General features: G+C 37.8%; 26 protein-coding genes. 9 read left to right on the forward strand and 17 right to left on the reverse strand.

Features of this window, described 5'->3' with window-relative positions; translation table 11 throughout:
* From CRO15_RS12105 to CRO15_RS12150, 10 genes are all read right to left on the reverse strand, one after another.
* Entirely contained in the window at positions 1-2,400 is a 2,400-nt protein-coding gene (locus CRO15_RS12105) for a TonB-dependent receptor (protein WP_097046075.1), read from the reverse strand.
* Positions 2,401-2,464: 64 nt separating this feature from the next.
* Positions 2,465-3,274 carry a DUF4249 family protein gene (locus CRO15_RS12110; protein WP_097046076.1) on the reverse strand — a complete coding sequence of 270 codons (810 nt, stop codon included), beginning with the start codon at positions 3,272-3,274 and terminating at the stop codon, positions 2,465-2,467.
* A gap of 96 nt (positions 3,275-3,370) precedes the next feature.
* Positions 3,371-5,593, reverse strand: a complete 2,223-nt coding sequence (locus tag CRO15_RS12115; RefSeq protein WP_097046077.1) for an NADP-dependent isocitrate dehydrogenase — start codon at positions 5,591-5,593, stop codon at positions 3,371-3,373.
* Between the two features lie 630 nt (positions 5,594-6,223).
* The gene (rplS, locus tag CRO15_RS12120; RefSeq protein ID WP_097046078.1) at positions 6,224-6,574 is read right to left on the reverse strand and encodes a 50S ribosomal protein L19; all 351 of its coding nucleotides are present in this window, start codon (positions 6,572-6,574) and stop codon (positions 6,224-6,226) included.
* A 124-nt stretch (positions 6,575-6,698) separates the two neighbouring features.
* Positions 6,699-7,019 (reverse strand): hypothetical protein, encoded by a 321-nt coding sequence (locus CRO15_RS12125; RefSeq protein WP_097046079.1) that lies wholly within the window; start codon positions 7,017-7,019, stop codon positions 6,699-6,701.
* Position 7,020: 1 nt separating this feature from the next.
* Positions 7,021-7,695: a tRNA (guanosine(37)-N1)-methyltransferase TrmD gene (trmD, locus tag CRO15_RS12130; RefSeq protein ID WP_097046080.1), complete on the reverse strand. Its 675-nt coding sequence runs from the start codon at positions 7,693-7,695 to the stop codon at positions 7,021-7,023.
* Positions 7,696-7,725: 30 nt separating this feature from the next.
* Positions 7,726-8,175: a GNAT family N-acetyltransferase gene (locus tag CRO15_RS12135; protein WP_097046081.1), complete on the reverse strand. Its 450-nt coding sequence runs from the start codon at positions 8,173-8,175 to the stop codon at positions 7,726-7,728.
* Between the two features lie 74 nt (positions 8,176-8,249).
* Entirely contained in the window at positions 8,250-8,858 is a 609-nt protein-coding gene (locus tag CRO15_RS12140) for a tRNA (guanine-N1)-methyltransferase (protein ID WP_097046082.1), read from the reverse strand.
* Positions 8,859-8,966: 108 nt separating this feature from the next.
* Positions 8,967-10,415, reverse strand: a complete 1,449-nt coding sequence (locus CRO15_RS12145; protein ID WP_097046083.1) for a glyceraldehyde-3-phosphate dehydrogenase — start codon at positions 10,413-10,415, stop codon at positions 8,967-8,969.
* Between the two features lie 129 nt (positions 10,416-10,544).
* Positions 10,545-11,936, reverse strand: coding sequence for a S1C family serine protease (locus tag CRO15_RS12150; RefSeq protein ID WP_097046084.1), 1,392 nt, complete (start codon positions 11,934-11,936; stop codon positions 10,545-10,547).
* A 133-nt stretch (positions 11,937-12,069) separates the two neighbouring features.
* On the opposite strand from CRO15_RS12150, the gene dapF reads away from it, so the two are divergent.
* The 4 genes from dapF to CRO15_RS12170 all read left to right on the forward strand — a co-directional run bounded on the left by dapF (position 12,070) and on the right by CRO15_RS12170 (position 15,207).
* A complete protein-coding gene (gene dapF, locus CRO15_RS12155; protein ID WP_097046085.1) occupies positions 12,070-12,843 on the forward strand; it encodes a diaminopimelate epimerase in 774 nt (257 codons plus the stop codon).
* A complete protein-coding gene (locus CRO15_RS12160) occupies positions 12,837-13,370 on the forward strand; it encodes a GNAT family N-acetyltransferase (RefSeq protein ID WP_097046086.1) in 534 nt (177 codons plus the stop codon). Before dapF ends, CRO15_RS12160 begins: the two co-directional genes overlap by 7 nt.
* Positions 13,360-14,403, forward strand: coding sequence for an endolytic transglycosylase MltG (mltG, locus tag CRO15_RS12165; protein ID WP_097046087.1), 1,044 nt, complete (start codon positions 13,360-13,362; stop codon positions 14,401-14,403). The genes CRO15_RS12160 and mltG overlap by 11 nt, the downstream gene beginning before the upstream one ends.
* 159 nt (positions 14,404-14,562) lie before the next feature.
* A complete protein-coding gene (locus CRO15_RS12170; RefSeq protein WP_097046215.1) occupies positions 14,563-15,207 on the forward strand; it encodes a hypothetical protein in 645 nt (214 codons plus the stop codon).
* 50 nt (positions 15,208-15,257) lie between these two features.
* Here CRO15_RS12170 and CRO15_RS12175 read toward each other — a convergent pair whose 3' ends face one another.
* From CRO15_RS12175 to dnaA, 3 genes are read right to left on the reverse strand one after another with little or no spacing between them, the layout of a single operon-like run.
* Positions 15,258-15,986: an SAM-dependent methyltransferase gene (locus CRO15_RS12175; RefSeq protein ID WP_097046088.1), complete on the reverse strand. Its 729-nt coding sequence runs from the start codon at positions 15,984-15,986 to the stop codon at positions 15,258-15,260.
* Between the two features lie 4 nt (positions 15,987-15,990).
* On the reverse strand, positions 15,991-16,443 hold the full coding sequence (locus tag CRO15_RS12180) for a low molecular weight protein-tyrosine-phosphatase (protein WP_097046089.1): 453 nt from the start codon (positions 16,441-16,443) through the stop codon (positions 15,991-15,993).
* Between the two features lie 7 nt (positions 16,444-16,450).
* The gene (gene dnaA / locus CRO15_RS12185) at positions 16,451-17,875 is read right to left on the reverse strand and encodes a chromosomal replication initiator protein DnaA (RefSeq protein ID WP_097046090.1); all 1,425 of its coding nucleotides are present in this window, start codon (positions 17,873-17,875) and stop codon (positions 16,451-16,453) included.
* A gap of 204 nt (positions 17,876-18,079) precedes the next feature.
* Between dnaA and CRO15_RS12190 the strand changes: the two genes are divergently transcribed.
* A complete protein-coding gene (locus CRO15_RS12190; RefSeq protein ID WP_097046091.1) occupies positions 18,080-18,478 on the forward strand; it encodes an acyl-CoA thioesterase in 399 nt (132 codons plus the stop codon).
* Here CRO15_RS12190 and CRO15_RS12195 read toward each other — a convergent pair.
* The 4 genes from CRO15_RS12195 to ribD are packed head-to-tail and all read right to left on the reverse strand — an operon-like array spanning position 18,475 to position 21,594.
* Entirely contained in the window at positions 18,475-19,083 is a 609-nt protein-coding gene (locus CRO15_RS12195) for an IMPACT family protein (protein ID WP_097046092.1), read from the reverse strand. The two genes, CRO15_RS12190 and CRO15_RS12195, sit on opposite strands and share 4 nt — an antisense overlap.
* Positions 19,083-19,946 (reverse strand): DMT family transporter, encoded by an 864-nt coding sequence (locus CRO15_RS12200; RefSeq protein WP_097046093.1) that lies wholly within the window; start codon positions 19,944-19,946, stop codon positions 19,083-19,085. Before CRO15_RS12200 ends, CRO15_RS12195 begins: the two co-directional genes overlap by 1 nt.
* Positions 19,947-20,549, reverse strand: coding sequence for an HAD family hydrolase (locus tag CRO15_RS12205; RefSeq protein ID WP_097046094.1), 603 nt, complete (start codon positions 20,547-20,549; stop codon positions 19,947-19,949).
* Entirely contained in the window at positions 20,542-21,594 is a 1,053-nt protein-coding gene (gene ribD / locus CRO15_RS12210) for a bifunctional diaminohydroxyphosphoribosylaminopyrimidine deaminase/5-amino-6-(5-phosphoribosylamino)uracil reductase RibD (RefSeq protein WP_165769953.1), read from the reverse strand. The genes CRO15_RS12205 and ribD overlap by 8 nt, the downstream gene beginning before the upstream one ends.
* A gap of 29 nt (positions 21,595-21,623) precedes the next feature.
* Here ribD and CRO15_RS12215 point away from each other — a divergent pair, with 29 nt between their 5' ends.
* Genes CRO15_RS12215 through CRO15_RS12230 form a run of 4 tightly spaced genes read left to right on the forward strand, consistent with a single transcriptional unit; the run spans position 21,624 to position 25,427 of the window.
* A complete protein-coding gene (locus CRO15_RS12215) occupies positions 21,624-22,109 on the forward strand; it encodes a GNAT family N-acetyltransferase (RefSeq protein ID WP_097046096.1) in 486 nt (161 codons plus the stop codon).
* Positions 22,110-22,111: 2 nt separating this feature from the next.
* Complete coding sequence (prmC, locus tag CRO15_RS12220; RefSeq protein WP_097046097.1) at positions 22,112-22,996, forward strand: peptide chain release factor N(5)-glutamine methyltransferase; 885 nt, start codon at positions 22,112-22,114, stop codon at positions 22,994-22,996.
* Positions 22,993-24,987, forward strand: a complete 1,995-nt coding sequence (gene ligA, locus CRO15_RS12225) for an NAD-dependent DNA ligase LigA (RefSeq protein ID WP_097046098.1) — start codon at positions 22,993-22,995, stop codon at positions 24,985-24,987. The genes prmC and ligA overlap by 4 nt, the downstream gene beginning before the upstream one ends.
* Before the next feature lie 2 nt (positions 24,988-24,989).
* On the forward strand, positions 24,990-25,427 hold the full coding sequence (locus CRO15_RS12230) for a M23 family metallopeptidase (protein WP_097046099.1): 438 nt from the start codon (positions 24,990-24,992) through the stop codon (positions 25,425-25,427).
* The last annotated feature ends 204 nt before the right edge of the window (positions 25,428-25,631 follow it).

Below are 25,631 nucleotides of genomic sequence, written 5' to 3' on the forward strand. Positions count from 1 at the left end.
TTAAAATTTAAAGTTATATGTTATTGCCGGAATAACCCCAAAAATTGAGGTTCGTATTGCCTCGTTTCTTCCTGTGTCTTGATTTTGTCTGAAGTTGATGGAAGCCGCATTTTTTCTATTGTACGCATTGTATACACTAAACACCCATTCCGATTGAAATGTTTTATTGGTCTTTTTTTTTGATTTAAATGTTGCTGAAACGTCCAATCGATGATAATTTGGTAGTCTTTCTTTGTTCCTAAGCCCATAATATGGTACCACAAGCCCTTGAAACTCAAATTGACCTACGGGATAGTTTGTTGGTTGCCCTGTTTGGAAGATAAAATTGGCATTGAAGTTCCAACGGTCATTAAGGTCATAGCTGCCGTAAAGCGCCAAATCGTGTGTTTTATCAAATGGGGTATTGTACCATTCTCCCAGATTTATTCCAGTTTCCAAATTTGACCTTCCGTTGTCCAATGTTGAAGTTCTACCTGGAGTTCTCTGTTCAGACTTGGATAATGTATAGGCCAACCAGCCTTTCAATCGACCCTCATTTTTACGGAGTAAAAACTCTAGGCCATATGCCCTTGCCTCACCATTTAAAATGACCTGTTCAATGGCGTTGTTGGCAATAAGGTTTGCTCCATCAATGTAATCTATCCTATTATCAATATCCTTATAAAAAGCCTCTGTCTCAAAAGAATATTTACCACCTTGAATGTTCTTGAAATATCCAATTGCATATTGGTCAAGCAATTGAGGCTCTATAAATGGGCCACTAGGTGTCCATACATCTAAAGGAGTGGGAGAGCTGGTATTTGATAATAGATGTAGGTATTGTGCCAGCCGGGTATAACTGGCTTTTACTGAACTTTTACCATTGAAATTATAAGAAAGAGAAATTCTCGGTTCTAGATTAACGAATTTTTTCAGAGTACCACTTCTTCCCGGATTGATAGTTTCTATGGGTTCCGCTTCTTTATATACCAGTGTAAATGGATCAAATATTACAGGGTTGTTATTTTCATATACAAAAAACTCATCTTGTCCAAACCTGTTGAATTGACTGGCTCGTAAACCGTACTCAACGCTTAGATTTTCGGTTAGCTGATGTTCCACATCTATATATACCGCATTTTCGTTGGCATATTTTTTTGTGAGTTGATCTTCTACAATTCCAGAATCTGGACTATTTGGTTTGATTTTACCCGGATTAAATACATAATAGATATTATGGAGTCCAAAGTTTAGTTGAAGTTTATCATTCACATAGTTTTTAAGGTCGTATTTAAGGTTAAAGTTTTGAATACCGGAGTCCCATTCAAAACCTACAAAATCAAGTTCTAAGCCATAGAAATAATCAGAATAAATCAGTGATAGGTTAGCGAATAATTTGTTAGAGAATAAATGGTTCCACCTAAAATTGCCCACAGCGTTGCCGTAGGTGTTAACAAAGCTATCGTTGATACTGAATAAATCGCGACCAAAATAACCAGAAAGGTAGATGTTATTTCTCTCATTGATCTTATGGTTGAATTTAGTATTCAAATCAAAGAAATATGCTTTGTTGTCAATATCAAATAAGGGCAGGAACAGATGCGCATAGGAAGCCCTTCCGCCGATCAGAAAAGCGGTTCTATCTTTTGTTATGGGGCCTTCTACCAACAATCTACTGGCCACGGCGCCAATACCACCATTTATTTTTAGTTCCTTACTGTTGCCTTCTTTCTGAAATATTTCCAGCACTGATGAAACCCTTCCTCCATATCTAGCCGGAATACCACCTTTGAACAACTTTACATCTTTAATGGCATCCGGATTAAAAACGGAGAAGAACCCAAACAAATGCGATGAGTTAAAAATGGTAGCTTCATCCAATAAAATCAAATTTTGATCTGCAGCACCTCCTCTAACATTGAAACCAGATGAGGCTTCCCCAGCATTTGTTACCCCTGGAAGCAATAATAATGATTTTATAACATCTGCCTCACCAAGCACAACAGGAATCTGTTTTATGGTCTGGACAGCGAGTGTATTTACACTCATTTGAGGTTTTTTAATATCCAATCGCTCAGCATCGTCCGTAACCACAACTTCATCCAATTGTTCTGCTTCTACGGAAAGACTAAAGTCCTTTTTGATATTTTTTTTGAGAGATATTGTTTCCCGTATATCTTGAAAACCTAAATAACTTACAATAAGATCGTATTCCCCCTCAGGTAGTGTGATGGAATAAAATCCATATTCATTTGTAGTTACTCCTGTTTTTAAGTTTGGAAAAGCGATGGTGACACCAATCAAAGTCTCATTACTGCTAGCTTCAGAAACAGTTCCGCTTAATGTATGTTTTTGCTGGGCCTGAACTATAAAACCACTGAGAATCAGTATTAAATGGAGCGCAATGTATTTTTTTGACATTTGATTGATTTTCTTAAAGTTATGGAATATTGATGACCAAAAGACTCAAATCTCTCTCTTTTTCTTACTCAATCGTTATAGTTTTTGTGTCATATTCACTTAGGGCAAAATATCCAAAAGGAAAGTTCTTTGGATTGGTGGTATTGATAATATTTCCTCTAACTGATGCGGGTGGAGTAGCAAATGGACCACCACCATCTTCACCAGATTGAACAAGGGCTAGGGATACATAATCAGCAAATTCCTTATCAATGCCAAATAAGGTTACTGTAAGTAAATCTCCTGGGTCAACATTTTCATAGAAATATGAAAATGTTAATTGACTATCCTCGAAAAACTCATCTTCTATAACTAAAAAATTACCAAACCCAAATGAAAACAAATAGTGATTTGGTTCACCAAGTATATCGGTAAATGACACTTTGACTTCTGTCTCCTCATCTTCATCAAACAAAAAATCATCTCCTTGCTCAAGATTATCGATCAGTGAGGAGGACATTAAGTGCTGGGTAGCTGTATACACTTCATTGTTGTAATTGACCATCAAAGTATAGTCTTTATTGAATTCAATATCAGGAAGTCCTAAACTAAAAACTCCGGGTTCGTTTTCCTGTAATTCAAATATTTGCCCGGTTTGATCATCAATTATGGAAACAGAAGCGTTTTCAGCAGGTGGAATTTCTTCTTGTAGAAAGGGAGCGGTCAGGGTTAATTTTACTTGACCAACAGTTATGGGATTACCATTATTCTCATTAAAACCAAGTAAAGCATCAATTACCAATCTTGCCTCGGGAGAGGGTAAGTCCACATTAATGGCATCTTCACAACTTGTGGTAATCCATAGGGCAATTAAGACAAATAAACTGTTTTTCAAACTGTTTTAATTGACATTAGAAAATCTAAAATAGACAATCAAAAGGTCAAACTATACGGTTTAACAGTTTATTAAATATGCTTTTTCAACTAATTGTTAAGCAATTGAATCCAGAATATTGTTCAAAGTATCACTAGGACGCATTGCTTTTGATGCCAAATTTGTATTTGGCAAATAATAACCCCCAATATCCACAGGCGAACCTTGAGCGCCAATAAGTTCTTCGATTATTTTACCTTCATTTGCGGATAAAGATTCAAAAATTTGTTTGAAAGTGGATTGTAGCTCGGCATCCTGACTTTGATGTGCTAATTGTTCGGCCCAGTACAATGCCAAATAGAAATGGCTTCCTCGGGTGTCCAACTCATTTACCTTTCTTGAAGGTGATCTGTCGTTGTCCAAGAACTTTTCAGTGGCGTTGTCCAACGCTTCGGCAAGTACAGAAGCTTTTTTGTTTTGATTTTTATCACCGTAATGCTCCAGAGAAACACCTAGTGCCAAAAACTCACCCAAAGAATCCCATCTTAAATGACCTTCCTCCAAAAATTGTTCAACATGTTTTGGTGCAGAGCCCCCAGCTCCGGTCTCAAAAAGACCACCGCCGTTCATCAACGGAACAATAGAAAGCATTTTTGCACTGGTACCAACTTCAAGAATAGGGAACAAATCCGTAAGATAATCCCGTAGCACATTACCGGAAACAGAAATAGTATCTTTTCCTTCCTTGATGCGTTCCAAGGTAAACTTTGTTGCTTCAATAGGGGAGAGGATGCGAATATCCAATCCTTCCGTATTGTGATCTTTTAGATACTCATTTACTTTTGTAATGAGTTCTCTGTCGTGTGCCCGTTCTTCATTCAACCAGAAAACTGCTGGAGTGTTGGTTGCCCGTGCTCTTGAAACGGCAAGTTTTACCCAATCTTGGATAGGGGCATCTTTTACTTGGCACATTCTCCAGATATCCCCTTGGCCAACTTCATGTTGAATCAAGATCTCATTATTAGAGACACTCACTACACGAACGGTTCCCGCTTTTGGAATCTCGAAGGTTTTATCGTGAGAACCATATTCTTCTGCCTTTTGAGCCATAAGACCAACATTAGGAACGGTTCCCATAGTTGTTGGGTCAAAGGCTCCGTGTTTTTTGCAAAAATCGATGGTGGCCTGATAAATTCCTGCATAACTGCTATCTGGAATTATAGCCTTGGTATCTTGGAGTTCACCATTTTTGTCCCACATTTTACCAGAGTTCCTAATCATTGCCGGCATTGATGCATCAATAATTACATCACTGGGCACGTGCAAGTTGGTAATACCTTTATCTGAATTTACCATGGCCAGGTCAGGGCCATTTTCAATGTTATCGACAATTGCACTTTCAATCTCCTTGCGCTTGTCTTCTGAAAGCTCTTGTAACTTATCGCAAAGTGTCTCCAACCCATTGTTGGCATTTATACCTAGCTCTTCAAAAGTATCTCCGTACTTTTCAAAAAGCTCTGAAAAATAAGTTTCTAAAGCATGTCCAAAAATGATTGGGTCAGAAACCTTCATCATGGTTGCCTTAAAATGAAGGGAAAGCAATAAATTATCTTTTTTGGCCTCTGCAATCTCTTTGGATAGAAAATCAACCAAAGCGGTTTTGCTCATTACTGTTGCATCAATGATCTCATCTTTTTGAAGCGCAACTTTTTCTTTGAGTACGGTTACCTTTCCATCTGCATCTACCAATTCAATTCGGGCATCATCTGCACTTTTGAGGGTCAATGATTTTTCATTGCTTCTAAAGTCTCCTTCGGACATGGTGGCTACATGGGTTTTAGAGTCGGAAGACCATTTGCCCATGGTATGCGGATTTTTCTTTGCGTAATTTTTTATGGCTTTTGGCGCTCTTCTATCTGAATTTCCTTCACGGAGTACAGGATTTACGGCACTTCCTTTTATCTTGTCATATCTGGCCTTTATGGCTTTTTCCTCATCGGTCTGTGGCTCATCTGGATAATCTGGAAGGTTGTAGCCCTTTTGTTGCAGTTCTTCAATGGCTTCTTTTAATTGTGGAATTGAGGCACTAATATTGGGAAGCTTAATGATGTTGGCTTCTGGAGTTTTGGCCAAATCGCCCAAGAGGGCCAAATCATCGGAAACTTGCTGGTCTTCGCTTAAAAACTCGGGGAACACAGCTGCAATTCTACCGGCCAAAGAAATATCTTTGGTTTCTATGTTGATGTTTGCTGTGTTTGTGAATGCTTTTACAATTGGCAAAAAGGAAAGTGTTGCCAAAGCTGGTGCTTCGTCCGTTTTTGTATAAAAAATCTTAGCCATCTAGGTAATTTTATTAAGGCGGAGCAAATATACAATTTATGGCTGTTGCTATACTAAGCGATATTGCTAAAAAAAGGAGTGTTTTATTGAAGGAATATGAAAAACAAAAGCCATATCTATGTGTGAACATTGATATGGCTTTCTGAAAAGGACTAAAAGATATCATTTTGTGTTGCCACAAAATCGCAACCATTGATTGCATCCGTTGCCCCTTTGACGTTTACTCAACATTATGCTTTTAATTTTTCAACTAAACCGCATATTGTAAAGTGTCCTAAGTTTCCTAAATTTTATCAAAACGTGAAATTGCTCTCACGTCCGCACATAAAATTTATGATTTTCTCTTTAAGGCTGGCCGAAGCTTCCCAAAATTTGAAATTCCTTTTGTGATTAGTAGTGTTACCAATTAAAAAGGGAAACATCAGTATTTAAAGAACGTCAACTTTAAATTTAAAATCAAACTTTGATATAATCTCCTTTTGATTTCTTAGACTAAATTAGGATAAAGTCTTAGATATCCAAATTTTATAACGGATTAAAAATCAACAATGTATGAACCATGGTTATTAACAATTGTTCATAAAAAAAGCACCTTGATAGGTGCTTTTCACTATTGTTATGGAATAGGAATTATCCTCTAATCTCCTTAATACGGGCTTTTTTACCTGTAAGTTTCCTGAAGTAGAAGATTCTAGATCTACGTACTTTACCTTTTTTGTTTACCTCAATTCTTTGAAGTGCGGGCATGTTGATTGGGAAAATTCTCTCCACACCAACAGTACCTGACATTTTTCTAATGGTAAAAGTTTCAGTGGCACCCGTTCCTCTACGTTGGATTACAACTCCTTTAAAGAACTGGGTACGTGTTTTTTCACCTTCCTTAATTTCATAGTACACTGTGATAGTGTCTCCTGATGAAAATTTTGGAAAATCTTTTTTTGGAACAAATTCGTCTTCAACAAATTTTATTAAGGATTCCATTTTATAATTTTTTATTGTTTAACAAGATCAACTTTCACGAGTTTCGTCAGAGGTTAATTTTGCGATTGCAAAAGTAATGCAATATTTAGAATTGACAAGATGTTTCTTGTTTTTTGACAGGATTTTAGATGCCATTGGTTTTTTTTAGGTACTTAATCCCATAGAGTAGTAGCCCCAAACCAAATATGAGTGTTGGAAGATTTGTCAAAACATTTATGATTCCTGTAGTTCTTACAAGTGATTGAGCGCTTTCCCGAGCAGAAATCAATGTCCAAACAAAACCTGAAACAGCGAAAAGGGTATTTAGAATAGCACCTGCTAGCATTAAAGCAGTTCCTAAATTTCGTTGTTTTGACACTAGAAAAAAACAGCCTACAATTATGATAAATTGGGCAATGTAAGCTAAAATGCCCCCCAATAAATGAACAAGTTCAATATTTTCCATATTATTTTAATAAATCAGGCCTTCTTTCCGTTGTTCGTTCCAAGGCTTTTTCCTCTCGCCATTTCTCAATTTTTGGAAAATCACCACTCAATAAAATTTTAGGAACCTCTATGCCTTTATAATTTGAAGGTCTGGTATAAACGGGCGGAGCCAATAAGTTGTCTTGAAAAGTATCTGTTAAAGCCGAGGTTTCATCATTCAATACGCCCGGAAGCAGACGAATTATAGAATCGCATAGGACAGCCGCTGCCAATTCGCCACCTGAGAGCACGTAATCCCCTATGGAAATTTCACGGGTAATAAATAAATCCCGTACTCTTTGATCAACACCTTTATAATGACCGCAAAGAATAATGATATTCTTTTTTAGGGAAATTTCGTTGGATACCCCCTGATTTAATGTTTTTCCATCCGGGGTCATGTAAATGATTTCATCATACTCCCGTTCATTTTTGAGTTTGGAAATGCACTTATCAATGGGTTCTATCATCATTACCATTCCAGCACCTCCTCCAAATTGGTAATCATCTATTTGTTTGTAGTTGCCTATGGAATAATCTCTAAGATTATGGAAATGTATTTCTACCAATCCTTTTTCTATTGCCCTCTTCAAAATTGAGGCCTCAAAAGGACTTGACAGCAATTCAGGTAAAACAGTGATAATATCTATCCTCATGTGGCTATAAGATATTGGCAAAAATAAGGCTTAATTTATAGCAGGGTTCTTCCAAAAGTAATGAAAGTAATCTGTGTCCTTTTCCCATTCCAATCGTTCATATAATTTTTGAGCCGGATTGTCCATACCGGTCTCTAGAGCCAACCCTTTATAGTTTAATTCCTGGCAATATTGTTTTGCATGGTTTAATAGGGCTTCGCCAACTCCTTTTTTTCTGAATTCGGGTATCACGAATAAATCATTCAATATATAGAATGACTTCAAGGATACTGAAGAGAAGGTTGTATATAACTGTGTGAATCCTAATGGAGCGTCATCTTTCATTGCTAGAAAAATAACATTTTCGTTGTTGGAAAAACGTTCTTTTAGAAATAAACGAGCCGCGTCAAAGTTGGATTCTTGATCATAAAATACCCTATAGGCATCAAATAGCGGCACTATCAGTTCCAAATCCGATGATGTGGCATTTCTTATTTCCATTGGTTATGTGATTTGGTTCATCTTGGTTGATGACGCCAAAATAAATTTAGGGCATAAAGAAATACTTTGTGAGGCTATTTGTTTTTTTGTTTGTTCAATTCATCTTGAAGTTGACGGCTAATTTTTTGCTCACGCTCCAAAGCTCTTCTTCGGTGCTCTTCAAATTCTTTTTCTACATCTGCTAAAGCAGTTTTAGCCTGATGGGTCAAAAAATTACTATTTCTAAATCTGTAGATGAAGAACAAAAGAAATAGAAGCAATCCAAAAATAATCGACCATAGAATTAACTTGTAAGTACCCTTACTTACCATGGCTCCAAAAAATGACATGCTATCCTTTTCTGAGGTAACATTATTTAAATTATTGGTAGTCTCCTGTAGTTTTGTATTTAAATCATCAATCTGCGCCTTATTGCTGGCAATGGTCGTGGATAATTCCTTTATAGATTTATTGGCAGTGTTAATGGAATCAAAAATGTTGGTCTTGATTCTATTAAGGTCTACCAATTTTATCACTTCGTAACGGATGCCATTAGCTCTGTAGTTACCAGACTTTCTTTCCAACTCCCTAAACTGTCCAACCAGTGTTTCATCATTGGTTGAGGCTGTGCTTTGTTCTTGTGCTATAAGTGGTGAAAAAGTGATTAGTAGGGTAAGGGTGAAAAGAGCTCGTAAACATTTCATGGTCAATATTCTTATTTAATTTAGATTAAGGGTAGAGCGAAATTACACCAATAAACTAAAAATCAAAAGAAAATCCTGTTTCCTAATAAAGGGAAACAGGATTTAGTATTAATAATAGGTATAGCGTCTTACTTTGGAAATGTATTTTGCCAACCTTATCACTTGATGTGAATATCCATACTCATTATCATACCAAATGTAAAGTACGATGCTTTTTCCGTCTGCTGACACCAAAGTTGCTTTGCTATCATATATAGAGGGAGCGGATGCACCCACAATGTCAGAAGAAACAAGTTCGTTGCTAAGCGAGTATTTGATTTGCTCCACTAAATCACCCTCGAGTGCATATTTCTTTAATATGGTATTAATGCTTTCTTTTGAAGTCTTGTTTTTTACTTCAAGGTTTAAAATGGCCAGAGATCCGTTGGGTACGGGAACACGAATGGCATTGGAGGTCAATTTTCCTTTTAATGCGGGTAGGGCCTTGGCAACTGCTGCACCAGCGCCTGTCTCCGTAATTACCATATTTAATGCCGCAGCGCGACCTCTTCGGTATTTTTTGTGCATATTATCTACCAAGTTCTGGTCGTTGGTGTATGCATGTATTGTTTCCAAATGGCCTTTTTTAACTCCAAGAGAATCTTCAATGACCTTTAAAATAGGAGTAATTGCGTTGGTGGTACAAGATGCAGCTGAATAGATTTTGGTTTTATCAGGATCAAAGTCTGTTTGGTTTACCCCATGAACAATATTGGGCACTTCTTTACCTGGAGCGGTAAGCAGCACTTTACTAGCCCCTTTGGCTTCCAAATGTCTTGAAAGTTCTTTTTTATCTCTAAATGCGCCGGTATTATCAATGATTAAAGCATTATATATGCCGTATTTGGTATAATCAATGGACTCGGGCTTATCTGCATTAATGAATTTTACGGTTGTGCCATTGATAATTAGAGCCTGATTTTTGGTATCTACATCAACAGTACCCATAAACTGACCGTGAACCGAATCGGTTTTTAGCAGTGCGGCTCTCTTTTCCAAAATTTCTTGATTGGCCTCGCCACGAACTACCACAGCTCTTAACCTTAACTGACTTCCTCTACCGGTTTTGGCCATAAGTTCCCGAGCCACCAATCTTCCAATTCTTCCAAAACCATAAAGCACTACGTCTTTTGGCTTTATTTCTTTGGAAGCCTGGGCATCTTTTAGTTTTTCTAGAACAAATGCCTTAACATTTAGATGGTTGTTATCATCCGAATGGTATTCGTACGTGAGTTTACCAATATCAAGTTTAGCAGGGGGCAGGCTAATATCATTAATTGCTCTAAGAATTTCTACAGAATCAAAAATTGAAATAGGCTTTTGGACAAATTCACCAGCGTATTCGTGCAAGTTGATAATATCGCTGACATTTTTGTCTATGATTTGATTCTTGAAAAGGACCACTTCTATGGCTTTGTCGTACCAAAGATCGCTTATGATCTTAATAAATTCTGTGGTAGCTTTTCTTCTGTCTGCCTGAAAGGCAAGTTCCTTTTCGTAAGACTTATTATCTCCCATGGGATTTAGTTGAATTGTAGTTTGAGTTTGCCGGCAAAATTATATATTTCAAACGTTTTCGTGAAAGATTTTACAAATAAAAAAAGCACCCTTGATAGAGTGCTTTGTATGGCAATATATTCTTTTAACTTATTGAAGTATTAAACGTTCTTTTTCACCTTTTTCATTAAGCATGGTAAAGCTTGTTCTTCCGTATTTGGAAATTTCCCCGAAATACTCTTTTGCATCATCTATATTTCCAATCTCCTTGTCATCAACTTCGACGATTACTTTATTCTTTAAATTATACCTACCATAACCTTCGGGAACATCTATTATTTTTACTCCTTTTTTAACCCCGAATGTTTTTTTGTCTTTTTCAGATAGATTTTTCACCATAAAACCGGTAGCGGGCAAAATAATAGTTTGCTGTTTTTTGAGGGTTACATTTTTGGTGAGTCTTTTTCCATCACGATCTATGGCTACCTCTACCAAATCACCTGGTCGTTTCGAAGAAAGATATCCGGTTAACTCAGAAAACTTACGCACCAAGATGTTGTCAACTTGCTTTATAACATCCCCTTCCTTGAGACCAGCTTCTTCCGCTCCTGAATCTTCACTGACTTGGGAGATGTACACTCCTTCAATTTCATCTATACCAAGCTCCATGGCTTCTTTAGAATTGACATTTGCCGCAGAAATACCTAACAGGCCACGTTGTACATTGCCAAATTCCATAATATCTTCCACTACTTTTTTGGCAATATTGCTGGGTACAGCAAAGGAATAACCTACATATGAGCCTGTTTGTGAGGTAATGGCAGTATTGATTCCAATAAGGTCACCATTGGTGTTGACCAAGGCACCGCCACTATTCCCGGGATTTACCGCAGCATCAGTTTGTATAAAAGATTGATTCCGCCCCAAAGATCTTGCTTTTGCACTGACAATTCCTGCAGTTACCGTTGAAGTAAGACTGAACGGATTACCAACTGCCAGAACCCATTCTCCAATTTTGGAATTATCCGAATTGCCAAAAGCCAAATATGGAAGAGGTCTGTCTACATCTATTTTTAAAAGTGCAATATCCGAATCTGCATCAGCCCCAATTATGTCAGCCTTGTAGGCCTTTTTATTGTTTAAGATCACCTCTAACTGGCTGGCATTTGCAATTACATGATTATTGGTGACGATAAATCCATCTGGAGAAATAATGACTCCAGATCCGGTACCAACTTGCGGTGTTTGCTTACGCTCAAAACCATAGAAGAAATCTGAAAGGTTGGAAGGCCCTCTGTTTATGGATACATTTTTAACGTGTACCACGGCATTCACAGTTTTTTCAGCAGCGATGGTGAAATCAACTTCATTGATTCCGGCCCCTTTGGCTGATGTTGCTATGGCGCTGGTATTTAAAAAAGGAGTTTTCTGATTTTCAACAACCCATTGATAAGTATCTTTTTCAAAAAATAATTTATATGCACCTAAAGTAATTGCTCCAGCAAATAAGGATACTAAAAACAAACTGGCTATTCTTTTCATAATTCAATAATAATTTAACATTAAGCTTTAGCAAAATTAGATGAATTCATTTTTCCATTTGTCGGTTTAACTCGTTTTTAACTACAAAAAAATCCTTAAAGAATACCCTATCTTTGTTTCTTTGCAGTCAATTATGGTACTACAATTTTTTAAATATCAAGGTACGGGCAATGATTTTGTGGTCATTGATAATCGCGAGGATTTTTTCCCAAAAAACAATATTACACTGATTACAAAACTCTGTGATAGGAGATTTGGTGTAGGAGGGGATGGACTTATTCTTTTGGAAAATGACCCAGCTTCAGATTTTAAGATGGAATATTTTAATTCAGATGGAAGTCAGAGCATGTGTGGTAATGGAGGAAGGTGCGTAGTGGCTTTTGCCCATTATTTAGGTGTTATTGGCAAGGATGCCACTTTTAATGCTATTGATGGATTGCACTATGCAACTATTGAAGGAGATATAGTGAATTTGAAGATGAATGATGTTGATGGGATAAAAGAAAAACCGGCCTATAGTTTTTTGGATACAGGATCGCCCCACCATGTTCAACTTGTACAAAATCTGAATGATCTTGATGTGAAGATTGAAGGTGCTAAACTGCGGTATGGACTTTATGGGAAATCAGGAAGTAATATCAACTTTGTTGAGCAATCTAATGCAGATACGTTCAAAGTACGCACGTATGAAAGAGGTGTTGAAGATGAGACGCTGTCTTGTGGGACTGGGGTTACCGCAGTTGCCATTGCAATGCACAAAGAAGGTAAAACCATATCTAAAAATGTAAAAATCAATGCAGTTGGGGGTGATTTGACAATCAGTTTTGAGCAACAAAATGGATCATATACCGACATTTTTCTAAAAGGACCTGCCAAACAGATATATAAAGGAGAGATTGAATGCTGAACTTAAAAGGGAAACAGGTTTATTTACGAGCTTTAGAGCCAGAGGATTTGGATTTTCTGTACCAGTTGGAAAACGATACCTCTATTTGGGAGATTAGTGGCACTCTAAAACCTTACTCAAAAAAAGTCCTCCGATTTTATTTGGAGAATGCACATCGCGATATCTATGATGTGAAACAATTAAGGCTATGCATCTGTAATATGAAAAGTGATTGTGTAGGACTGATTGATATTTTTGATTTTGACCCCAAGCATAAAAGAGCTGGAATGGGCATTGTTATTGCTAAAACGGATGAAAGAAATAAGGGAATAGGAGCAGAGGCCATTTCGTTGGTCTGTGACTATGCTTTTTCTTTGCTAGACCTTCATCAACTATATGCGAACATTTTAGAAGAAAACGAAGCCAGCATCCATTTGTTTGAAAAAATGGGCTTTGAGAAGATAGGAGTCAAAAAAGAATGGATAAGAACCAGCACAGGTTTTAAAAATGAATTGATGTTTCAAAAAATAAATTCCAATGCATCTTAAAAAAGTACTTTGGGCCACTGCCATTTTAGGGCTTTTGATATGTGGTTTTATTGCCTATCAAATATATAGCGCCATTTTTAGCCCTAATACAAAGTTTAACAATGAAGAGGCATTTGTTTATATAAGTTCAGACGCTTCTCTCTCTGATGTGAAAAACAGTTTGGAGCCCCTGGTAAAAGATTTGTCCACATTTGAAGCTGTGGCTGAACGCAAAGGGTATGTCACCAATATTAAAGGAGGTAAGTTTGCCATTAGGAAAGGGATGAACAATAACGAGATTATTAACTCCCTACGCAGTAATAACATACCTGTGAAAGTATCATTCAATAATCAAGAATCCTTGCCATTGTTGGCTGGAAGGATAGCTGAACAGATTGAAGCAGATAGTGTTTCATTGTTAAAGGCATTCAATGATACAGCATTCCTTAAGGAATCTGGTTTTGATGATGATACAAAATTAGGAATGTACTTGCCCAATACCTATGAGCTCTTTTGGAACACCAATGCACAAGGTTTCAGGGGCCGAATGCTTAAAGAATATAATAGGTATTGGAACGAAGATCGTCTTCAAAAGGCAAAGCAATTGAACCTTTCCCCAGCTAAGGTCATAGCATTGGCGGCAATAGTACAAAAAGAAACAGCAAAAGCGGATGAGAGACCAAGAGTGGCTGGAGTTTATCTTAACAGGATAAGAAGAGGAATGTTATTGCAAGCAGATCCTACGGTTATTTATGCAATTAAAAAAGAAACTGGAAATTTTGACACCATTATTAAACGGGTTTTATATCGAGATCTTGAGATGGATTCACCTTATAACACCTATAAGTATAAAGGAGTTCCTCCTGGCCCAATTGCCATGCCGGACATTTCTTCAGTAGAGGCAGTTTTGAACCCAGAGAAGCATGATTACCTTTATTTTGTAGTTGATGTTTCTAATTTTGGGTATCACATGTTTGCAAAATCATTGGCGCAACATAACCGAAATAAAGTACACTATATCAGGTGGCTTGATTCTAAAAAAGTACTTAGATAATACACTTTACCGTTAATTTTCAGCTGTTTAACGCAATTTAGGGCTCATTTAAGAAAATCTTATGAGCTTTATACTTGTTTAAAAAAAGTCTCCCCCTATATTTGCCGGCCAAATTTATTTCCAATGCTTTTGAGTGTTGGAACCTTAAATATGAGAGTTATGAAAAGATGGATAGGTTTTATTTTGCATCTTGCCATGATTGTGATTTTGACAAGTTTTGGTTCTTATACCATAACGAAGAAAGTGGACTATAAAGTTCCAGATTCGTTAAAGGTAGATTTGAGCTTTGAATCTTTGGTACAACCAGACTCGGTTGAAGTCTTAAAGGATGCGTTGATTGACCCTCCCTTTTTAGGAAATGCCTATAATGGTTTTAAAGAAGCTTTGGCTTTTAAAGAATCTCAGGGAAGGTATGATGTGGTAAATACTTTGGGATACCTTGGAAAATACCAATTTGGATTAAGCACTTTGAATTTAATGGGAGTCTACAATGCCAAAGATTTTCTCAATGACCCCATACTACAAGAAAGAACCTTTGAAACAAATATTGCCCGCAATAAATGGATATTGCGAAGGGATATAAAGCGTTTTAATGGGAAGCGGATAAGAGGGGTTGTAATTACAGAATCGGGAATTTTAGCAGCAGCGCATTTAGCTGGGGCCGGTAATGTAAAAAAATATCTACGTTCTTATGGAAAGAATGATGTAGCTGATGCTTACGGGAGCAGTATCTCATACTACATGAGAAAATTTGCTGGCTTTGATATTTCTACTATAGAACAAAAAAGAAACGCAAAGGTGTAAATAAGTATTTGCGATTTGGATTAAGGCCCGGAATTTTTCCCTGGGTTTTTTTATGCCTGAACAATGAAAATTGTGGGACGCTTGTTCAAGTCAAGCCCAATTTCATTCCACTCATGAACGCTTTTAGTCTGGATAAACTCTGTAGGAAGTGTAATATCAGCAGCAATACACAGTCTGGTGCTCTTATGAAGGGTTTTGATGAGTTCCTTTAAAAGTTTGTCATTTCTATATGGTGTCTCCATAAAAATTTGAGACTGCCCTTTTTCCTTGGAAAGTCTTTCCAAACTTTTGATCATTGCCTTTCGTTCAGCAGCATCAATAGGTAAATAACCATTAAAAGCAAAGCTCTGTCCATTCATTCCGCTGGACATCATGGCCATTAAGATTGAAGAAGGTCCAATCAGTGGTACTACTTGTATCCTTTTCTCATGTGCCACTTTTACGACTGCAGCTCCTGGATCGGCAATGCCTGGACATCCAGCTTCCGAGAGTACCCCAATGTTATGTCCGGATATGCAAGGATCCAAGTAGGAGGGAATGACTGTCTGGTCCGTAAACTTGTTTAAGGTTTCAATATGCAGATTGGGTTGTGACTTGCTCGGACTTATTTTTTTGATGAAACGTCGAGCAGTTTTTTCATTTTCCACAATGTAGTGGTCAATATTCTCTATGGCCCTTTTAATGGAGATGGGAAGTACTTCCAGAGGAGCATTGTCTCCCAGAGTGGTCGGAATTAGGTAAACTTTTCCTGAAACTAAACTTGGTTTTACTTCTTCCATGAAATCACATCAATTTTTTGGCAATGGCCTCACACGCAAGATCGACCATTTGAAAGACTTTTTCAAATCCATCTGCACCACCATAATAAGGATCTGGCACTTCGTTTAATTCAAAATCCACTTCATCCAATAAAAGCTTTACTTTTCGTTCTTCCCCCGTGTTTCTGGCGAGTTTTATAATATTGGAAAAATTACTTGCGTCCATTGCGTATATACGGTCAAACACTTCAAAATCCATTTCGGTAAATCGTCTGCATTTTTGGGCACTGATATCGAGTCCATATTTTTGGGCTACTGCAATTGATCTTTCGTCAGGTGTATTTCCAACATGATAACCCGCTGTTCCGGCAGAATCCACAAAAACTTTTGAAGAATCTACTTTGGATTTCAAAATGCCTTCGGCCAAAGGTGATCTACAAATATTGCCTAAGCAGACCATCAAAACTTTGGTTTTCATGAAATAGTTATGAGAATTTTTTACTCAGATCTTCAATATATTTTCTGAATTGCTTATCTGTCTCTGCTAGATTGTCAACAGTTTTGCAGGCATGTAAAACAGTGGCATGATCTCTTTTGCCAATTTGAGAACCAATACTTGCCAGAGAAGCTTTAGTGAATTTTTTGGCAAAGAACATAGCTAATTGCCTGGCCTGTACAATATGTCTTTTTCTGGTCTTTGATTGCAAAGTGGCCACATCCATTTCAAAATAGTCTGAAACCACTTTTTGTATATAATCAATGGAGACTTCTCGTTTCGTATTCTTTACAAACTTCTCCACAACTTGTTGGGCCAGTTCCAAGGTCACCTCACGTTTGTTGAATGAGGATTGCGCAATCAACGAGATTATGGCACCTTCAAGCTCTCGGATATTGGTTTTGATGTTTTTGGCCACATGATCTATAATGTCCTCGGGCATTTCAACTCCATCACGATAAAGCTTGTTTTTTAAGATGGAAACCCTTGTTTCATAATCAGGACTTTGCAGTTCTGCGGATAGCCCCCATTTAAAACGAGATAACAAACGCTGCTCGATATCCTGCATATCTACAGGAGCTTTGTCCGAAGTAAGGATGACCTGCTTGCCATTTTGATGTAAATGGTTGAATATGTGGAAAAATACGTCTTGAGTACCAGATTTACCGGATAAGAACTGCACATCATCAATAATGAGTACATCAATTAATTGATAAAAATGGATGAAATCGTTCCTGGTATTCTTTTTAACCGATTCAATATATTGTTGGGTGAATTTCTCTGCGGAAATATATAGCACCGTCTTTTCAGGGTACTTATCCTTTATTTCAACACCAATGGCATGGGCTAAATGTGTTTTGCCCAAACCAACACCTCCAAAAACCAACAAAGGGTTAAACGATGTGCCTCCCGGCTTATTGGCCACGGCCATACCGGCAGATCTTGCCAGCCTATTGGAATCTCCTTCCAAGAAACTTTCAAAACTGTAGTTTGGATTCAGCTGTGACTCAATCTTGATGTTTCGAATACCAGGAATCACAAAAGGGTTCTTCAGTTCTGGGCTTTTTGAAGTAATGGGCACATCCAATTCCTGTGGCCCAACCGCTGTGCGATTTGCACTCGGAATCTGTTCGGTAAATGGTTCCTTATTACCATACTTATTTTCCATCTTAATAATGTAAATAAGTTTTGCGTTGGTTCCCAATTCTTTAGTGAGAGCTACTTTTAATAGCTTTACATAATGCTCTTCCAACCACTCATAGAAAAATTTGCTTGGAACTTGTATACTAAGTGCTTTGTCTGTTAACTTGATGGGCTTTATAGGCTCAAACCAGGTTTTGAATGCCTGCGGTTGGATATTATCCTTGATAAAAGCCAAACAGTTGTTCCATACGGAATTTGCAGTAACACTCATAAAAGAATTTCCTTAGTTTTTATTGGTTAGCTTTAAAGTTTTAATCAAGATATCCAAGGGGAACTAGATATCTTTTGGATGCGACAAATATGTGAACAAATCTTTGAAAAAAAAAATGATTTAGTGGTTGAATATTCTGTTTTTTTTTCGCATGTTTCCTTAACGATAACCAAGCCTCTAAATATATAATTTTTCAGTTAATATATGAGATTAAATTCATTTTCTTTTAGGGTCAGATACGGAGAAACTGACCAAATGGGTGTGGTATACCATGGCAACTATGCTCAGTACCTAGAAATGGGAAGACTTGAGTGGTTAAGAGCTTTGGGAGTTACTTATAAGAGCATGGAGGAAAATGGAATCATGCTCCCTGTAATTTCCTTACAAATCAATTATAAAAAATCCGCTTTGTATGACGACCTACTTACAGTGGAAACCACAATCAAAAAATCTCCTTTAGTAAAGATTGAATTTGAATATAGAATATTTAATGAAGCTAAGGAATTATTGACAGAGGCCAATACGGTTTTAGCCTTTATAGATATGAAGACAGGTAAACCCATAAAATGTCCAGATTACATTCTTGAAAAACTAGTTTTTTAGTTAAAATTTCGGATATCGACACGTTGCATGTCTTGGAACAATTGAAAAATGTGTTCGGACTCACTTTCTCGTACAGAAACGACCAGCGCACAGTTGAGTTCCATTTTTTGTGAAACTATGGTAATTCCTTTTTGTTTGACAGCTCTCATAACCCTGTCCATCTCAGGATAACCAAACTTTAGTTCAAACTGGGATTCAATGGTTTTCTCAATAATCAATGAATTTTCCAGAGCCATTTGGGCGGCTGTTTTGTAGGCTTGGATCAATCCTCCAACGCCTAGCTTGGTTCCTCCAAAAATTCGAACAACGGCAATCAAGATATTGGTCACATCAAAAGATTGGATTTGGCCATAAATGGGTGTACCTGCTGAATTGTTGGGCTCGCCATCATCATTGGCGCGGTATGTATGTTTCTTTTCGCCCAATTGCCATGCATAACATACATGGTTGGCCGTATGATGTTTTTTTCTCAGGGATTCAATAATTGATTTGACCTCGTTCACGTCGGAGATAGGAAATGCATAGCCATAGAATTTACTTTTCCTATCCTTGTGTAAGATTTCAGGAGAAGCTGCTTTTATGGTTCTGTAGATATCTTCCTTCATCAAAACAAAGCTACAAGAACGATGCTCACTACCGCCAGGGCTATTCCTCCCCAATTTTTGGGACTCATTTTTTCCTTGAATAGCAAAATGCCCAAAAGTGTTGTAAGCATTACAATGGCTACATTGTTAAGGGTAAATATTGCTGCACTATCCAATTTGCCATGTTGAAGCGCTTTCAACAAAAAGAAAATGGAAAAGTAATTGGGCACCCCTAAAAAGATTCCGCCCAATACGTTTTTGAAATTTACTTTTATAGGTTTTTTAACTGCCTTTACGCCAATAAAACAAAACCCTGAGATGGCTGCAAATCCAAAGAGCATTGCTGAGAAAATAGAAACCTCCTCCGGTTCTAAATGAACAGCTTCAAAATACTTTATACTGGTATCAATGACCCCAGAACCTAAAAACACTAACAAGGGTAAGATCAATGTTTTTTTGGAAATGGCCATGCCACCTTCTTTCATGGAGGCAAAATAAACCGCAGCAAGCGCTAGAAATATCCCTAATATTTGAAGACCTGAGAGTTTCTCTTGATAAAGAATGACCCCAAAGACCACAGGAATGACAAGCGACATTTTTGTGGCCACTGAAGCAACTGAAACTCCAGCAACCTGCGCAGTCTTTGCCATTAAATTAAAAACAAAAATGAAAAATATTCCTAAAGCAATAGCTCCCATAAACCAGGATTTTGCAATCACTTCATCAAAACTGAAAGAACTCTCAGATAGTAATAAGCCAACAGTACAGGCCACTACATAATTTGCTACAATGGCGTATAGGGTCTGTATTTTGAAAACATCAAACAGTTTAAAAATCACAAAAATCAAACTTGTACAAAGTACACTTAAAACTAAATACAACATTTATAGGTATGATTTTAACTGTGTAATGTCTTCCTTACCAACTTGGAGATGCCATGATTTGATTCCTATACTGGAAGCTGCATCCGTATTTTCTTTGGTATCATCAATGAACAAGGTTTCGGAAGCGACCAAATTGTCTGTTTTTAAGACAAACTCAAAAATTTCTACATCGGGTTTTCGCATCCCCATCTCATAACTTAGGTGGAATGTCTCAAAAGAATTTTTAAAACGGTTGAATTTGTCCTTGCCTATTTGTTCTTCTACATATCTAATATGTATATCGTTGGTATTGCTCAACAAGAATAATCTATAGTTGTTCTCCTTGGCCAAATGTTCTACAAATTCTAACCTGCTATCAGGAAAATCTTTTAAAATGGCATTCCATGCATCAATCAAATCTTTTTCGCTGGCTTTGGGAAAATACGTGGCCACTTTCTGTAAAAAATTAGGTGAACTTATCACCCCTTTTTCATATTCCTTAAAAATAGCATCTAGTTCAGGAGTTAGGTTTTTAAATCCAAATTTTTCCATGGCTCTTGCGGTTGCGGGTTTGTCCAGGTCGATAAAAATATCTCCAAAATCAAAAATAATGTTCTTAATCATTGACATAAGTTGTTAAGGTATCTGATAAAATGGGTATTGTTTTCAAAAGTTTCCCTGAAACAATAGGGGCGGAAATCCCATTTTCAAAAATTGTTGCACCGGTAAAAATTCTGGCTTCATCCCAAAATCCTTCATCAATAAAGGTTTGAAGGGTCTGCGAACCACCCTCGATTAAAATACTGGTTATGGAATGTTTATGTAAGACCCCACAAATTTGCGAAGCCAAAGAATTTGAGAAGTCGATTACTTCGTAATCGATTCCACCTAAGTATTTTGATTCCTCCTTTACTTCAGTGAGCACAATAGTCTTTACACTCCCGTCCATCACATGAAATTCTTCAGAAATCTTCAAACCACTGTCTAAAATCACTCTAATGGGATTTTTACCCTTCCAATTTCTGGTTGTCAATTTAGGGTTGTCCTCTAAAACAGTTTTGGTTCCAACCAAAATTGCCTGTTCTTCACTTCGCCATTGGTGTACCATTTGCTTGGAGTAGGTGTTGGTAATCCAAAAAGGTTGTGGGTTTTCAGTTCTTTGCGATTTGTTTGGGGCAAGAAAACCATCTTGGGCTTCGGCCCATTTTAATATAATGTAGGGGCGATTTTTTTCATGAAAAACCAAAAAACGTTTGTGATGCCTTCGGCATTCATCTTCAAGAACGCCAACACTTACCTTGCATCCTGATGCTTCCAATTTTTTGATTCCCTTTCCGGCTACTTTATCATGCGGATCTTTAAGCCCAATGATTACTTCGGGAATTTGATGTTTAATGATTAAAGCGGAACAGGGAGGGGTCTTGCCATGGTGGGAACAAGGTTCTAAAGTCACATATAAGGTTGATTTTGAGAGCAGTGATTTGTCCACTACTGATTCAATAGCATTCACTTCTGCATGATTGCCTCCGTATGGACTTGTAAAGCCTTCTCCAATAATTTTTTCATGATACACAATAACACACCCTACCATTGGATTTGGTGCGGTGTTTCCGAGTCCTTTTTTGCCTAATTGAATGCACCGCAACATGTATTTTTCATGTATCTTCACCCAACAAAAATAGGATAATAAAATACAATATGGATCAAGTTGTAATTCGGGAAATTACCCCTGAGGACAATGAGCAGGTAGCTAAAGTGATTCGTGAAGTTCTGTTGGAAATGGGGGTTCCAAAAGTAGGTACAGCCTATGCCGATAAGGCTTTAGATGATATGTATGGAACCTATAATATTCCTAAGGCCACATATTATGCAGTGATAGTCGATGGTAAGATTATTGGATGCGCAGGGGTTGCGCAATTGGATAATTATGAAGGTAACGTCTGTGAGCTTCAGAAAATGTATTTATTGTCCGATGCTAGAGGGAAGGGAGTTGGAACAAAGTTGATATCCGTTTGCCTTGAAAAAGCCAGGGAATTTGGATTTGAAAAATGTTATCTGGAGACCATGCCCTACATGAAAGCTGCCCAAAAATTATATCAGAACAACGGATTTGAATATATAGATGCCCCAATGGGCAATACCGGACATTATTCGTGCCCAGTTTGGATGCTTAAAACACTGTAGTATTGTTACTAAAGGAAATCAAGACTATCTTTCATAAAGAATTGGATGCAATCTATCCGACAGAAGAGGTCGACACTTTTTTTTATTTGGCTATTGAGCATTTTCTAAAACTGGAGCGGTTTGTTCTGGTGTTACAACCCGACTTGGCCTTAACTAAAGAAGAACAACAACCACTTTTTGAAACCTTGACCCAACTTAAACAGGAAAGACCCATTCAATATATATTGGGGAAGACCCATTTTATGGATTTGGAGTTACTGGTGAACGAACATGTGCTTATTCCAAGACCAGAAACCGAAGAGTTGGTACAATGGATTCTTGATTATTGTCAGGTCGAGCAATGTCATCCTGAGCGCAGTCGAAGGAGCAGTAGAGACCTGAATATTTTGGACATAGGAACAGGCAGTGGATGTATTGCCATTGGATTAGCTAAGAATTTCCCAAAGGCAAAAGTGCATGCCCTTGATGTTTCTGAAAAAGCTTTGGATGTGGCAAAACAAAATGCTGAATTGAACAAGGTGGATATCATCTTTCTTCAAAAAGATATTCTTGACCCTGAATTTGAACTAGAATCCAATTTCGACATTATCGTATCCAATCCACCTTATGTTCGGGAGCTGGAAAAATCAGAAATGAAAAAGAATGTGATGGATTATGAACCTGATTTGGCGCTTTTTGTCCCTGACAATAACGCATTGATTTTTTACGAAGCGATTACAAAATTCGCTTGTGATAATTTAAAAACCAATGGAAGTCTGTTTTTTGAAATCAACCAATATTTGGGAGATAAGACCCAAGCACTTTTAGAAGCGCATAATTTTTTGGAAATTGAACTTCGCAAAGACCTTTTTGGAAACGATAGAATGCTTAAAGGAATAAAACCATGACCATCCAACAAAAAATAACATCCTTAAGAGATGAACTCCGAAAACATAATTACAGTTATTATGTATTGGACAAACCGACCATTTCGGATTATGAGTTCGATGTAAAACTCAAGGAACTCCAAAAACTGGAAGAAGAACATCCGGAATTTTATGATGCCACATCACCTACGCTTCGTGTTGGGGGAACCGTGACCAAAAATTTTGAAACGGTACAACACGAACATCGTATGTATTCCTTGGACAATTCCTATTCCAAAGATAATCTGGAGGATTGGGAGAAACGTATCCAACGTATTTTGGGAGATGTCCCGGTTGAATTCACCTGTGAGTTAAAGTATGACGGAGCATCCATAAGCCTAACATATGAAGATGGAAAATTGGTGCGCGCGGTCACCCGTGGTGATGGATTTCAGGGAGATGATGTAACCACCAATATCAAAACTATAACGTCAGTACCCCTACAACTACGAGGAGATTATCCTCCCAAGTTTGATATTCGGGGAGAAATTATTCTCACTTTGGAGGGATTTGCCCAAATGAACAAGGAACGAATAGAAGCAGGTGAGGATCCTTATATGAATCCTAGAAATACGGCTTCTGGAAGTTTAAAGTTGCAAGATAGTGCTCTGGTTGCCCAACGTCCTTTGGAGTGTTTGTTGTATAGTATTACCGGAAAAAACTTGAATATCGCTTCACAATTTGAGGTTCTGGAAAAAGCCCGCGCATGGGGATTTAAAGTCCCTACGGTGGCAAAATTGTGCAAAACCACGGATGAGGTGATGCAATTTGTGGAATACTGGGATGTACACAGACACGATTTACCTTATGAGACCGATGGAGTGGTCATTAAGGTCAATAGTCTTCGATATCAGGAGGAGTTGGGATATACCGCCAAAGCACCCCGATGGGCAATGGCCTATAAGTTCAAGGCAGAACAGGTTTCAACGGTTTTGAATGAAATTACGTATCAGGTTGGGCGAACTGGAGCCATAACTCCAGTGGCAAACCTAGAACCGGTACTCTTAGCTGGAACTACGGTTAAAAGAGCTTCATTGCACAATGCGGATCAGATTGAAAAATTGGATATTCGGGAAGGAGATACCGTTTTTGTTGAAAAAGGAGGGGAGATCATTCCCAAGATTATTGCCGTTGATTTTACGAAACGCCCTGCAGATTCAACTCCCACAAAATACATTGCGCATTGCCCGGAATGCGAAACTGAATTGATTCGGAAAGAGGGTGAGGCACAACATTTTTGTCCTAATGATACAGGATGTCCAACCCAAATCACGGGACGTATCCAACATTTTATTTCCAGAAAAGCCATGGATATTGAGGGCTTGGGAAGCGAAACTGTGGAACTGTTGTTCAAAGAAGGGCTGATTGCAAATTATGCAGATTTGTACACTTTGACCAAGGAGCAGGTAATGCCTTTGGAGCGAATGGCAGAAAAATCGGCCGAAAATTTGGTAAATGGAGTTGCAGCATCTAAAATGATTCCTTTTGAGCGGGTATTGTTTGCTTTGGGAATCCGTTATGTGGGCGAAACTGTGGCAAAGAAATTGGCCAAGGCCTATAAAAACATAGATGCTTTAAAGGCTGCTTCACAGGAAGAATTGGTTTCCGTTGATGAAATTGGTGAACGAATTGCAGAAAGCGTGGTGCATTTTTTTGATAACCCTACCAATGTTGAAATCGTAGACCGATTAAAATCCTACGGATTGCAGTTTTCACTCTCCCAAGCACAGTTGGAAAATCAATCCGACAAATTAAAAGGGCAAACCTTTGTGGTTTCAGGAGTATTTGAAACCATTGGGCGTACGGAACTGAAGAAATTGATAGAGGACAATGGGGGCAAAGTAGCTTCGTCCATCTCATCAAAAACAAGTTTTTTAGTGGCTGGTGATAAAATGGGACCCAGTAAAAAGACTAAAGCGGAAAATTTAGGGGTACCTATTATTTCGGAGCAAGAGTTTTTAGCTAAGCTATAGAGATGATTACCAACACAACCAGACGTTTTTGGTATTTTCTATTATCGAGTTTTGCTTTTTTGGTGCGCTACCGATATTTTAAGAAATGGTTTTGGTTGCCCTTGCTTGTTCTTTTCTTGGGATTTCTTTGGCCCCAATCCATGATAATCCCTGTTGAAAGGGCGAATACCAGTAGTTGGGATAAAAAGTCATTTTGGGCCTATCCGTGGGGAAGCTCGGTTACCCATAAAGGCATTGATATTTTTGCGGACAAAGGCACTCCTGTAATTGCTTCTACCCACGGGATTGTGGTATATACTTATGAGGGAGGCAAAGGAGGGAAGTCAGTAACGGTACTGGGACCAAAATGGCAATGTAATCTCCAAAAAGCAGATGTTGAATCCATTTGGATGAGGTTTCACTTTCCAATATTTTGGTGTCAGGAAACCCAGCAAAAGTAAATTTTTTGGAACCATTGGATGTAAAAAGGTTTGAATCTAATTGTGGCATAGTGGTTCTGGTTTTTTGAAATTGGACGAAAATGGAATGCTCTTGAAGATAAGAAAATTCCCATACACCCTTTTGAGTAGCTGTAAGATGGGTGTTAAATTTTGTGTGTATTGATAGAATCCGGCTGTGAGTTGCGAAACATCACCTAAACCAAA

Source organism: Flagellimonas pacifica, assembly GCF_900215465.1.
In the GTDB taxonomy this organism is placed as follows: Bacteria; Bacteroidota; Bacteroidia; order Flavobacteriales; family Flavobacteriaceae; genus Flagellimonas; species Flagellimonas pacifica.